We start from the raw sequence: 12,521 nt of genomic DNA on the forward strand, positions 1-12,521 counted from the left end.
GAAAGGAAGGTACGACATCATGGACCACGGACTGCCCGACGACAACACCGTCAAGACAGCATTGGCGCTCGCGGTGCGGGCGCCGTCGGTGCACAACACCCAACCGTGGCGGTGGCGAATCGGCCCCCGCTCCATTCACCTGTACCTCGATCCCGAGCGAGCCCTGCCGTTCACCGACCCTGATCAGCGTGACCTGGTGCTGAGTTGCGGTGCTGCACTGCATCATCTGCGGATAGCGCTCGCCGCCCTCGGCTGGTCGGCGGTGGTGCATCGGCTGCCGAATCCGGCGGACCCGACTCACCTGGCGTCGGTCGAATTGTTGCGGCATCGGCCCACTCCGGTGGAAGTCGCGCTGAGCGCGGCCATTTCGCATCGGCACACCGATCGCAGGCACTTCACCTCCTGGGAGATACCGCCGGGCTACCTGAGCCTGGCCACAGAACGTGCCGCGGCACTCGGTGCGGTCGTGTGTCATGTGTCCGATCGATCGCGGGAACATCTGATCGAGGCGACCCGTGCCGCTGCGGTCCGGCATGCCATGGATCCCGAGTACCGCTTCGAACTGGCGAGCTGGAGTGGTCGGCACAGCTCAGCGGACGGCATTCCGGCCAAGAGCACTCCTGACCCACGAACCGACGATGAGCTACCCGCCCGGACCTTTGTCGCCCCGCAATTGATCGACACGGCACAGGAACCCGATTCCGCTCAGCTGTTGGTCATCGGCACCTCCGGCGACGATCGGTTGTCCCGGCTACGGGCCGGCGAGGCGATGAGCGCGGTCCTGCTGACCGCCACCAACGTGGGCCTGGCCACCTGCGTGCTCACCGAACCCCTCGAAATCCCCGACCTGCGCCGCGATGTCCGCATCGGCGTGTTCGACGACAATGCCTTCCCGCAGGCGATCATTCGCATCGGCTGGGCCCCGACCAGCGCCCCGCCGCTGCCCGCGACGCCGCGCCGCGCAATCGAGGACGTCCTCGACCCGTTCGACCCGTCCGACGGTCGTTGAGCCGTACTCAGGAACACGCCATGAGAGGTTTCGACAGCTATTTGCGTTGGCTGTATCGCACCGGGCGGCCCAATGCGTTTGCCCGGCTGCAGAATCGGATGTCGGCCTGGTTGTTCGCCACCGGTGTCGCACCGCGCCGGGTCGCCGCCCTCGGAATCCGGGGGCGGCGCAGCGGGCGCGTGATCTGGTTTCCGATGGCGGTGGCCGAGCTCGACGGTCGGCGGTATGTGGTTTCGATGCTGGGTAAGGACACCAACTGGGTGCGCAACCTCGCCGCTGCCGAGGGCAGGGCGGTGCTGCGCCATGGTCGGCGGGAGGAGATCCAGCTGACCGAGGTCGACCCGGCCGATCGAGGTCCGATTCTCCAGCGCTACCTGCGGGTGGCACCCGGCGCGCGTCCGCACATACCGGTCGGGCCGGACGGCACTGTCGAGGAGTTCCAGCGCATTGCCCCGGACTACCCGGTGTTCCGGATCGACGACCGACCGGTAGCGCAACACTGATCGGCGGGGTGAATTTCGCCGATCAGTGTTGCGACATATCTCCGGAAGCAGTGATCGCTCAGGGGGGCCTATTCCGTTGGCGCAGAGGTCTTTTCCACAGTACCGAGGGCTGTGGCCAAGAGCGCCCTGGCTTCCCTGGCGATCGGTTCCATGCCCGGCCGCCGAGCGTGGCGCACCAGCAGATCCGGGTCCACTGCTTCGACCACGGTGGCGTCGCCGTCGGTGCGCACCACGACATTGCAGGGCAGTAGAAGTCCGATCTGCCGGACGATCTGCAGCGCGCGGTGCGCGAGATTCGGATTGCATGCGCCCAGGATGAGATAGTCCTCCATCGCCACACCGAGCTTCGCCTGCAGCGTCGCGGATACGTCGATTTCGGTCAGTACGCCGAATCCTTGTTCAGCCAACGCCTTTCGTACCAGAGCGACGGTGTCGGCGAACGGGGCGCGGACACGCACCACGAGCTCGGCGGGCGCCACGGGAATCCGGATCTCGGTGCATAGATCGTCGGGGTTCGTCGCCTCGTCGGGGGCGATCAAGTAGACCTCGGTGGGCGGTCCGACCGGTTGGAAGTCGGAGGTGCTTACCCAGTCGTCGAGCGCGCGATAGGCGTCGCCGATGTGGTGGTAGTCGCCGTGATGGGTGATGTGCGCGAAGAGACCGGGTTCGGTGCGTCGCACCGTGAGCTGTTCGGTGGCGTTGTCGATCGGCCCAGCCGTGACCGGCAATCCGAAGTCGACCTCGCTCGTTGTGCCGGCACCGAATTCGCCGAGGTAGGTCGTAGATGGCGGCCCGACCGGTGCGAGACCGGTCTTGGCGGCCACGTCGTAGAGCGCTTGCATCCCGCTGCCGATGTCGTCACCCGCGTAATCGGCGCGCACGGTACGGCGCAGTTCGAGGACTGTTTGCGGGGTCGATCGTTCGACGGTGACTCGGTAGGTCATCTCGCGTTCCTTCGGTGTCAGGCCCGGTGGGCGATGCGGTCGAGTTCGGTGTGCGCGAGCAGCTCGGCCCAGGCGCGGGCGCGGTCGAGTTCGCCTTCGGTCAGCGGGCCGGTCATACCCTCGACGAGGAAGTCCACCGGATCGTCGGCGAGCTCGTAACCCAAGCGCCGCAACCGTTTAGCGGCGCCGCGGGCGGCGGATCCCGGCAGCCACGGCGGTTTGGCGACCTTGGTGCCGAATGCCGCGGCGCGGCGGCCCGCAGGTACCGGCAGAGCGGCGTCGAGCCATTCGCGGATGCCGATGTCCAGCGCGATCGGACTCTCGGTGTGTTCGGCAGCATCTCGCCGAGTGCGTTCCCTGCTGAGTCCGAAGGCGTGGGTAGGCCCGCCGACGACCAGCAGATCGACCGTGGGGGCGGCGACGCTCGCGGCCGCGTCGACGTTCAACACCTCGACGGTGCCGTGTTTGCCGAGCACTTCAGCGATGGCCTCGGCGATGGCGGCGGTGTTGCCGAACATCGATTCATAGACGACTCGTGCCCGCATCTCGGTCTCCTACTACGCTCTCTACCTGCGGTATCAATACTTCGACGGTACGGTTGAACGGTGGGCGGCGACCAGTGCCGAACCTACGCAGGACGAGTGACCTTCGGCCTCGGCCGCGTGGCGGTGCTACCGCCGTATGTCGCCGCGGCGGGCGGTGGCGCCAAGGAAAAGGACGGCCAGGCCGAGTACGACGCAGATCGGTTGCAGCCAGCTGAACTCGCGAATGAGCAAGACCTGCACCACGATCCAGCCGACGAGCGCAGCACCGGCGGCCATCGCGACGAGCGGCGTCCGTGCATCGTCTCGTGCGGCCAGCATTCCGGCAACCGCCATCGGCAGCCCGACAATCACGGCGAGCATGAGACCACCGAAAACGGCGCTGTGGAAGGGAATTCGGTCGTCGATGGCCGCGCCGAGGCTGAGCACCCCCGTCATCAGGCCGAGTGCTCCGGCGAAGGCCCAGATCGCGAGGAAACCGGACAGCAGACACAACATGCCCTGTCGGGTGCCGACCTTTCGTGCATACGTTGTTAACACCATGTCCCCGACTGTCTCGTACGGACACAGGTGCGCGGCAGGGCACGACGGCCTTTGTGCTCGGGCCGGAAGTCGCGAGCGGCGCCTGTCGCCCGTCTCGCCGGACCCTGTGGCGTGTGCATCGCGACGGGGGCCTCTCGGCCCATCCGATGGGTGACCTTCTTCTCTGCCACCACATCGGGTAACGCGAGATGCTCGATGGCAGATGCCGCCGAAAGAAGGTGACTGGCGATGGCCCAGAGTACGACGATTCCGATCCGCGGGTGGCAAGCCCGGCTGGCGCACCTGTGGTCGATACAGCCATGGAGCCCGAGTCCGCTGATGCGCCCCTCGGATCGATTCGAAGCGCTGCTCCGGCTCCTTGCCGTGGTCGCCGTGCTGGTAGTGGTGCCGGTCGCCGGGGCGCTCGGCACCGAGGCATACATCGATGCGGCCGCGGATATCCGCATCCAGAACGCAACGAAATCGAGTGTCAGTGCGGTGATCACGGCCGAACCTACGGAGTCCTCCGCGTACCGGCTCGAGGCGCGGGCGCAGTGGAGCGAGAACGGCCGATCCGGCACCGCGATGGTGCCGGTACGCCGGAACGCGCAGATCGGTGATCACGTCACAGTCTGGCTGGGGCCCGACGGCGTGCCGACCACGGAACCGCGTCGCTCGGACGAAGCCGCGATGACCGGCATCGGGGTCGGAGTCGTGGTGCTCGTCAGCACCTGGCTCTGCGGCTGGTGTCTGGTGCGCGGCACCGGATGGCTATTGGACCGGCACCGCGGTGCCCGATGGGACACCGAGTGGCGGCAGCTCAGCCGCCCGATCAGAGAGGACAGACAATGATGTATTGGCATGGGAGCGGACCACATTGGTGGATGCTGGTTCTCACGATTTTGTTCATGATCCCGCTGTGGGTCGGCGTAGCTGTGGCGGCCGTCGCGGTGCTCAGGCTCGATCGCCGCGATGAAAGGACGCCGGGCGAACCGGTCCGGCTCTCGCCGGAAGCCTTGCTCGCCGAACGCTTCGCCAGTGGCGACGTCGACGAGACCGAATACCTGCACCGGCTTTCGGTGCTGCACCCGAATGTTGCTAAGTCGAGGCCGAGCAACCCAACCCAGCCCCACCAGTAAGCTCTGTGCCGAAAGGAAATAGGATCATGGCAGCCGAAAGTCCCTCGAACGCAACACGAGAACCGACGATTCTGGTCGCTGTCGACGGGTCGGCGAGCTCGTATCAGGCGGCGGCGTGGGCGGCGGTCGAAGCCGTACTGCACAACTGCCGACTGCACCTGCTCACCTCGATGGCGATCCGGCCTGGGTACGGGCCGGGGCTGGGGTTGGGGGAGACGGATCTGGAATGGTTGCGTGTCGACGGGGAGCGAGTCCTGACCGAGGCCAGCAGGGTGGCCCGCACGGCGGCGCCGGGTGCGGCGGCGCGCATCACCAGTGAGGTGTCGTTCGAGTTGGTGATCCCGATGTTGATCGAGCGTTCGGCGCGGGTGCGGATGCTGGTGGTCGGTAGCCGGGGGATGGGTGCGTTCCAGCGTGGGTTGTTGGGTTCGGTCAGTACCGCTACCACTCATCATGCGCATTGTCCGGTCGCGGTCATCCACGGGAGTGCGGCGATCGATGCCGTGTCGGCGACTCAGCCGGTGCTGGTGGGTGTGGATGGCACCGATAACAGTGTGGCTGCGGTGGAGCTCGCGTTCGAGGAGGCGTCGCGTCGGAAGGTGGGGCTGACCGCGTTGCATGCCTGGAGTGACACCAGTGGTTTCGATCTGCCGGTCGCGGGCTGGGATGGCGCGCAGCAGTCCGCGGAGGCGGTGCTGGCGGAGAGCCTGGCGGGTTACGCGGATCGTTATCCCGATGTCGCGGTGCGCCGAATCGTGGTGGCGGATCGGCCTGTTCGATCGTTGCTCGACGAATCGTCGAACGCCCAACTGGTTGTCGTCGGCAGCCACGGTCGCGGGGGATTCACCAGCATGGTTTTGGGCTCGACCAGCAACGCACTGCTGCACTCGGTCGAGGTGCCGATGATCGTCGTGCGCGAACGCTGACCGCACCGCCGGGCGCGGGGCCGAGAACACTCGGCCCCGCGCCGCAGTCGTGCGCTGACCGGGTCACCGATAGCTCGGCGCCGAGCCGCCCGCTTCGTAGTTGGGACCAAAGTCCATCGGAATCCGTCCGATCTGCTCCATCACTCGAGTGTGGTTGTCGCGCAGTCTGTTCGGCAGGAGCCGGTGAACCTCCCATCGCCGGCCGAGCGGATGGAGGCAGCATGGCTGAAATTGATCAGATTGCATTAACAGAGCGGATCGACGGAATACGGAACCGGTGGCCGGCGGTCGGGTTGGCCGTTGGTGTGGTGCGCGGCGGTTCTCTCGAGTTCTTCGCCGGTGACGGCGTCGCCGACATCGAGTCGCATCGGCCCGTCACCGAGGACACGGTCTTCCGCATCGCCTCGATCACCAAGACCTGCACCGCCATTGCGGTCATGCAGCTATGGGAGCGCGGGCGGATCGACCTGGACACGTCTGTGAACCAGTACTTGCGCGCCTATCAGCTGGTGCCCGCCGACCCCGAATTCGGCCCCGTCACGGTGCGGCACCTGCTGACCCACACCGCTGGTGTCGGCGAGACCGTGCGTCCCGCACAGCTTCTGCGCCCCGACTTCGGCGAGAGTGTCGCACCGGGGCAGCCGTTACCCACGCTGGCCGAGTTCTACGGGGGCGCGCTGCGCGTTCAAGCCGACCCTGGTACGCGGTGGATCTACACCGACCACGGATTCGCGACCGTCGGACAGATCGTCGAGGATGTCAGCGGGATGCCGCTGGCGTCATATCTGCGCGAGCACGTCTTCCGGCCCCTCGGCATGGCCGACACCGATCTCGACCCGTCGGGCATCGCACGGTCACGACTGGCCACCGGCTACACGTTCGGGGCGCGTGGCGCCCGAGTCGTGGTCCAGCGGGACATGGTGACTGCCGGCGCTTCCTCGGCGTACTCCACACCTCACGACATGGCACGCTATATGTCCGCGCTGCTGGCCGGCGGAGCCAACGACTACGGCCGGGTACTCGAATCGGCCACGCTCGCAGCGATGTTCGCGCCGCACTACCAGCCTGATCCGCGACTGCCCGGCATGGGATTGGCCTTTTTCCGCGCCGAACTGGGGGGCCGTCGGGTCGTCGAGCATCAAGGCATTCTGCCGGGCTTCAACTCCCAGATCTGGCTGGCCCCCGATGACGGTGTCGGTGTCATGGCCTTCACCAACGGCGCACACCGTGCGATGTTGTGGCTACCCGCCGAAACGTCCGGACTGCTCGGCACCGTGCTCGGCGTGCCGGAGGCCGCGATTCGCACTGATATACCGCACCGCCCGGAAATCTGGCGCGAGATCTGCGGTCGTTACCGCATCCTCGGCTCACTCGCCGATGTCCGCGCGCGGTTGATGATCGGCGCCGGCGCCGAAGTTCGGATACGTCACGGCAGGCCGATACTGCGGGTATTGACTCCGGTGCCGGGTCTGCTGCGAGGTCTGCCGCTGCACCCCGACGACGACAAGGACCCGTACGTTTTCCGTATCGATCTGTCCGAGTTCGGCATCGCCTCGGCCCGTGTCGTTTTCGGCGCTGACACTGGAACCGGTTGTCCGACAATGCATCTCGATCTGTTGCCGATGACGCTGCACAGGCGACGGTAGATTACCGCTCGGGCGTCGGCGACGGTGTCATCCGCCGCCGACCTCCGGTGAGCGGTTGCCGCACGCTCGGATCAGCGCTGTACGGGTGGCTGCCCGGTAGTCGGCACCGGACGCCGCTCGGCGAGTCGGCGCAGGCGTTCGTGCTCGAGGAGGAACAGCGTGACGCTGACGAGGAAGGACAGCGCGGTGGCTCCCGCGCCGAGCGCGGCCCACCCGGCGAATCCGTAGCCTGCGGCGGTCAGCGTGCAGGCGAGGCCGACGATCCCGGCGAGGAAGAGCACGATACCGGGGATGTTGTAGGTGTCGGCGAGGCTCTCGCCGGGCTTGCTGTGGTAGCGCTGGCCGGATGTCGATGCGCTCATGCTGTTTCCTTTGCTGTCGGTTCGAACGGGCCGCGGTTGGACGGTTGCCGCGGCCCGCTCGTTCACAATGCCTGGTCAGCGGCGGTCGCGGTCAGGGTCCTTGGTCCTGCGGGGACCGGACCAAGGTCGTCTCGGAGGCGGCGGGCACGCTCGCGTCCGCCGCCCGGTTCGAGCGAGCGTCCGAGGTCGACGAACTGTTCGACGGCAGCGCCGTGTCGGTCGATGAACTCCTGCCGTGCCGTGCCGCGGCGGAAGCTGGTGAAGGCTTTGCCGGTCTGTAGCTGCCAGGTGTGCCAGAACAGGTAGGGGACCATGAGGACGAAATTGGCGGCGCCCCAGACGATCCAGACTGTGTTGTCGAACCAGCCGTCGGAGGGCATGACCGTCGGGAAGATGTTGTAGACCCCGATCACCAGCATCAACACCGGCAGGGTGTAGATCCGCGCCATGATGTAGAGCTCGGGCCTGCGCTTGATCAACGGATAGATTTCGGCGACCGCGAGAATGCAGATACTGCCCGCGAAATGCTCCTCCTGGCTGGGGTAGCCACCGAAGGTGAAGCACAGATTCCATGATGTGTAGAGGAAATTCCACGCGACCGTGGTGTAGGCGACCAACTCCGCGTTGCGGCCACCGGTGAAGGCCCAGAACCGGGGGCTGTAGGGAATCGTCAGGCAAAGGCCAAGGCCCACCGCCGCATTCAAATAATTTCCGATCTGTGCATCGCGCAGGGTCGCCTCGGCGATGTTCAGGAACAGGATGGCGTAGGGAAACCAGAGGAACTCCGGGTTCCGCAACAAGCGCCATACCGGGCCGTCCCGATGTTCGGACACCGCGACGCGCATGGCGCCGACAATGACGAGGGGGATGAGCACCGAGAGGATCTTCGCCCAGGAAAACCAGTTGATCAGGCCGATATCGCGGCCCGGCCCCCAGATCCACAAGGGGAAGGTGAGCATCGACAGACCCCACACCCACATGGATGCTCGCGGGTGGGTTTGCATATAGCCGACGATCGCCCACAGGATCGCACAGAACACGGCCATGGAGACGGCCGTCACCCAGGTGAATGGAGCAGGATTTCCGGAAACTGCTTCGGACGCAGCGATTATCATGGTCCGGTACCGCCTTTCGTCATCGTCGTTCAAAGATTGAAACGGGTAGCACGGCGCCGGTTTGTGAATAACCGTTGGGTGCAAGTCCCCATGACAACAGAGACCGGCGAAAACGCGAAAGGGCCTTCGGCCCTATATGGCGACCCCTGAGGCCATTTCTGGCCTAATGAACGAGACGAATGAACCTTGTGTGGATGGCGCTGGTCAAAATGTCCTGATCCGGCACGAGATCGGGGTCGGCGATCACGGTGACCCCGAGGGTGCCTGCATACGACAGAACAGCGAAGGTCACGCCGACGTTTCCCGGAGTTACCACCAACGGAATCAGGGCGTCGACGCGGTGTCCGGCGAGGTGTAATGCCACAGCGGGGCCGCGCAGATTCGTTTCGAAGGTGTGCACCAAGCGTTGATGATCGATGAACCGCTGAAACAGGCCGGTGCGGTGCAGGATCCGGAAGAGGGCGCCCAACGGGCCCGACGAGGACGCCCGGACGGTCGATCTGCTCGCATCCCTTGTGCGGGTGATGATTTCGGTGAGCCTGGCAGAGTCGTCGAGGGTCGCGGGCACCGAGATGGGGCGCACGCCGGTGTTGTTGCCCAATTCGTTCGCGGTGGTGCTGCGGCGTCCGGAGATGGGCACCGAAACAACCAACCGGGGTGGGTGCTCGCCGCGTTCACTCATTATTTCGAGCAGTGCACCAGTAACAGCGGCGAGGACAACATCGTTGACCGTGCCGCCGTGCCGATGCGCCGCGGCGGCGATCTCGTCCAACGGGGTAGTGATTCTGGTGAGGCGCCTGCGCGGCGAGGTGGGCTGGTTCAGCGAAGTCGGCTCGACCAGATGAATCCGCGTCCACCCGAAGCCGAGTTCGCGCAAGCCCGCGATCCCCTGTCGCAGCGCAGTGGGTAGCGCGCGGACCGCGCGGAGTCGCTCGCGCATCGCATCGGCAAGCAATGTTCGAGAGTCCGGTGGCGGTCGCGGAAAGTCCGGGACCGGTTGCTCCGGTCCCTCGTCGGCCAGCGCGGCGAGGACGGCCAAACCGCCGAGGCCGTCCGCGAGGACGTGATGCACGACGACGACCAGCGCCGCATGGCTGGTAGCGGTCACGAGGGTCGCCCGCCACAGCGGGCGATCGGTGCGCAGCGGACGGCACAGCAGCTCGGCTGCGGTATCGAGCAGCTCCCGGCTGCCTGGTTCCGCCCAGGACACGACATCCATATGCCGGTCCAGGTCGAAGTCGGGATCGTCGAGCCACACGGGACGTCCGCAACCGAAAGGCGTGCGGCGCAATGCTTGTCGTAACCGAGGGATCCGGGGCAGCCGCTCGGTTAGCAGCTCCCGGATTGCGCTGGGCGCGATGCCGTCCTGGAACATCAGTATCGCGCCCATGTTCATCGGGACCGGTGCATGGTCGGCGGCCAGTACCGTGAGATCCATCGGGCCGGCCCGGTCGATGACGACCGGACGCGGCCTGGTGCTGCTCGGGTGCCGATGGTTGACCATGCTCTTACGCCCGGGACGTGGTCAGGTCGAAACGGCATCGGACAGTGCACTGTCGAGCAGCAACCGCCGTTCTGCGGCGGCCACGGCACGGCGTGCCGCGGGCACGGCGTCCGGCGTGACCGAAATCGACGTAATACCCATGCGGACAAGGTGTTCGGCGAACTCGGGGTGATTCGAGGGGGCCTGTCCGCACAGTGAGGAGGTGATGCCGAGGCGGCGCGCGGTGCCGACGATGCGGGTGATGGCGTCGAGGACGGCCGGGTCGGATTCGTCGAACAGCTCGGCGCATTCTTCGGAATCGCGGTCGACACCGAGCATCAGTTGCGTGAGATCGTTGCTGCCGATGGAGACACCGTCGATGCCGAGGCCGACGTACTCGGGCAGCCAGTGCACCACCGACGGTACTTCGGCCATGACCCAGCGGTGCAGGCCGCGCTGGCGGCCGAGCGCGCTGGCATCGATGAGTTCGAGGCATGCCTCCAGCTCCCAGCGAGTGCGCACGAACGGAATCATCAAGTGCAAGTTGGGAGTTTGTTCGCGGACCCGGGCCAGGGCAGCCAGTTCGAGCGCGAAGGTCTCGGGCTCGCGGACGTAGCGGTAGCAGCCGCGATAACCGATCATCGGGTTGTGTTCGACGGGCTCGTACCGATCTCCGCCGGTGAGGGCGCGGAATTCGTTGCTGCGCAGGTCCGTTGCCCGATAGACGACCGGCCGGGGCTGGAATGCCGCGGTGATCCGGTGCAGCGACTCGGCCATCCGATCGACGAAGAGGTGCTGCTCGCCCCTGGCGATCAGATCGCGGGGATGACGGCCGTCCAGTGCCTGGGTCAGCAGGGTTTCCGCGCGCAGCAGGCCGACGCCGTCGACCTGGGTCTGCGCCACCCGCTCGGCGGCCTCGGGCAGCGCGAGGTTGACGTAGATCCGGGTGGCGGTGACCTCGGCCGCGACTCCGACCGCTGCGGGAGATTCGGCCGCTATGGCGGTGGTGCTCGATTCCGTTCGCCCGGAACGGACTTCGCCGGCGGCGCCGTCGACGGTGACGAGGAGGCCGTCGGTCAGCGCGGTGGTTGCGATACGAGCACCGACGATGCAGGGGATACCGAGTTCCCGCGCGACGATCGCCGCGTGGCAGGTCATGCCGCCGCTGTCGGTGACGACGGCGACCGCGCGGGTGAGGGTGGGCAGCCAATCAGGATTGGTCATCGGCGCGACGAGTACCTCGCCGTCGCGCAGTGATTGACCCTGGTCGGGTGAGGTGAGCACGCGCACGGCACCGCTCGCCCGGCCGGGCGCGGCGGCCAAGCCGCGCACCAGGATTCGGGAAGCGGGAGCGGCGCTGTGCTGCTCGACCGGATTGTCGGGGAGCATAGTGATGGGGCGGGCTTGGACGAGCCAGAGGGTCTCGTCGTCGAAGGTCCACTCGACGTCTTGCGGTGTGCCGCCATGGTGCCGTTGCACGGCCAGCGCGAGCCGAGCGACCGCCAGCGCTTGCGCCTCAGCCAAAACGGGGGTGTCGGTGCCGGTCAGGTCAACTTTCCGGTCTCCGTCGGCGCCGGCCACGATCTCGAAACTCTGTCTGCCCCGGCGGCTTTCCAGCAGCGTAGGTCCGGCCGCGTCGAACAGGTAGGTGTCGGGTTCGGTCGCGCCGGACACCACCACCTCACCCTGTCCGCGGGCGGCGTCGATCACGACGCGGTCCCGGCGACCGGTCGCCGGATCGGCGGTGAACGCGACTCCGGACTGTCTTGCGGTCACCATGCGCTGCACCACCACGGCCATCAACGGCCGCTGCCGCATGCCGCGCCGGGCGCGGTAGGTCACCACGCGCGGGGTGAAAAGTGAAGCCCAGCAGTCGATGACGGTGGTGAGCAGCTTGTCGTCGCCGTGCACGTTGGTGCGCGAGACGTTCATGCCCGCGAACGAGGAGGTAGCGCTGTCCTCGCCGATCGCCGAGGAGCGGACGGCGACCGGAACCTGGTCGCCGAGGGCATGGTAGGCGGCCAGTATCGCGTCGCGGAGCGTGCCGTCGAGGGTGGACTTGTGGACGAGTTCGCGCATCCGGCGGCACAATTCGGCTACGCGCGGGCCGTCGTCGCTCGCGTCGATGGCCTGGGTGTGCAGCTGGTCGAGCTCGGCGCCGTAGGGGCCGTTGGTGATCACCTCCTCATAGCACGACCGCAGGATCACGAAACCCGGTGGTACCGGTAGCTTCGCCGCTACCAGCTCACCCAGGTTCGCGCCTTTGCCACCGGCTCGATCCGCATCGGCGAGCCGCAGCTCACCGAAGTCGGCCAGATAGTCGCCCATGT

Annotated in this window: 13 protein-coding genes and 1 pseudogene; 6 read left to right on the forward strand and 8 right to left on the reverse strand. The window is 66.6% G+C overall.

Going from position 1 to position 12,521, the window contains the following annotated elements; translation table 11 throughout:
* Positions 1-19: 19 nt before the first annotated feature.
* Entirely contained in the window at positions 20-1,009 is a 990-nt protein-coding gene (locus DMB37_RS39740) for an NAD(P)H nitroreductase (protein WP_135237136.1), read from the forward strand.
* A 20-nt stretch (positions 1,010-1,029) separates the two neighbouring features.
* A complete protein-coding gene (locus DMB37_RS39745) occupies positions 1,030-1,512 on the forward strand; it encodes a nitroreductase family deazaflavin-dependent oxidoreductase (RefSeq protein WP_135237137.1) in 483 nt (160 codons plus the stop codon).
* A gap of 68 nt (positions 1,513-1,580) precedes the next feature.
* On the opposite strand, the gene DMB37_RS41630 is transcribed toward DMB37_RS39745, so the two are convergent.
* From DMB37_RS41630 to DMB37_RS39760, 4 genes and pseudogenes are all read right to left on the reverse strand, one after another.
* The gene (locus DMB37_RS41630) at positions 1,581-1,991 is read right to left on the reverse strand and encodes a DUF302 domain-containing protein (protein ID WP_135238104.1); all 411 of its coding nucleotides are present in this window, start codon (positions 1,989-1,991) and stop codon (positions 1,581-1,583) included.
* A 9-nt stretch (positions 1,992-2,000) separates the two neighbouring features.
* Positions 2,001-2,456, reverse strand: a pseudogene (locus tag DMB37_RS41635) (GyrI-like domain-containing protein); the annotation flags it as partial.
* A gap of 17 nt (positions 2,457-2,473) precedes the next feature.
* Entirely contained in the window at positions 2,474-3,001 is a 528-nt protein-coding gene (locus DMB37_RS39755; protein ID WP_135237138.1) for a flavodoxin domain-containing protein, read from the reverse strand.
* A 126-nt stretch (positions 3,002-3,127) separates the two neighbouring features.
* Positions 3,128-3,541: a hypothetical protein gene (locus DMB37_RS39760; protein WP_135237139.1), complete on the reverse strand. Its 414-nt coding sequence runs from the start codon at positions 3,539-3,541 to the stop codon at positions 3,128-3,130.
* A gap of 228 nt (positions 3,542-3,769) precedes the next feature.
* On the opposite strand from DMB37_RS39760, the gene DMB37_RS39765 reads away from it, so the two are divergent.
* From DMB37_RS39765 to DMB37_RS39780, 4 genes are all read left to right on the forward strand, one after another.
* Positions 3,770-4,372 carry a hypothetical protein gene (locus DMB37_RS39765; RefSeq protein WP_135237140.1) on the forward strand — a complete coding sequence of 201 codons (603 nt, stop codon included), beginning with the start codon at positions 3,770-3,772 and terminating at the stop codon, positions 4,370-4,372.
* 56 nt (positions 4,373-4,428) lie between these two features.
* Positions 4,429-4,659 carry a hypothetical protein gene (locus tag DMB37_RS39770; RefSeq protein WP_206055134.1) on the forward strand — a complete coding sequence of 77 codons (231 nt, stop codon included), beginning with the start codon at positions 4,429-4,431 and terminating at the stop codon, positions 4,657-4,659.
* Between the two features lie 26 nt (positions 4,660-4,685).
* Positions 4,686-5,585, forward strand: a complete 900-nt coding sequence (locus DMB37_RS39775; RefSeq protein WP_135237142.1) for a universal stress protein — start codon at positions 4,686-4,688, stop codon at positions 5,583-5,585.
* Between the two features lie 221 nt (positions 5,586-5,806).
* Positions 5,807-7,231 carry a serine hydrolase gene (locus DMB37_RS39780; RefSeq protein WP_135237143.1) on the forward strand — a complete coding sequence of 475 codons (1,425 nt, stop codon included), beginning with the start codon at positions 5,807-5,809 and terminating at the stop codon, positions 7,229-7,231.
* Positions 7,232-7,302: 71 nt separating this feature from the next.
* Here the strand turns inward: DMB37_RS39780 and DMB37_RS39785 are convergent, their stop codons facing one another.
* The 4 genes from DMB37_RS39785 to ppsA form a co-directional block, all read right to left on the reverse strand.
* Positions 7,303-7,593 carry a hypothetical protein gene (locus tag DMB37_RS39785; RefSeq protein WP_135237144.1) on the reverse strand — a complete coding sequence of 97 codons (291 nt, stop codon included), beginning with the start codon at positions 7,591-7,593 and terminating at the stop codon, positions 7,303-7,305.
* Between the two features lie 62 nt (positions 7,594-7,655).
* A complete protein-coding gene (locus DMB37_RS39790; protein ID WP_206055135.1) occupies positions 7,656-8,792 on the reverse strand; it encodes a hypothetical protein in 1,137 nt (378 codons plus the stop codon).
* Positions 8,793-8,871: 79 nt separating this feature from the next.
* Positions 8,872-10,212 (reverse strand): wax ester/triacylglycerol synthase domain-containing protein, encoded by a 1,341-nt coding sequence (locus DMB37_RS39795; protein ID WP_135237145.1) that lies wholly within the window; start codon positions 10,210-10,212, stop codon positions 8,872-8,874.
* A gap of 21 nt (positions 10,213-10,233) precedes the next feature.
* Positions 10,234-12,519, reverse strand: coding sequence for a phosphoenolpyruvate synthase (ppsA, locus tag DMB37_RS39800; RefSeq protein WP_135237146.1), 2,286 nt, complete (start codon positions 12,517-12,519; stop codon positions 10,234-10,236).
* Between the last annotated feature and the right edge of the window lie 2 nt (positions 12,520-12,521).

Source organism: Nocardia sp. CS682 (genome assembly GCF_004634405.1).
Classification (GTDB): Bacteria; Actinomycetota; Actinomycetes; order Mycobacteriales; family Mycobacteriaceae; genus Nocardia; species Nocardia ninae.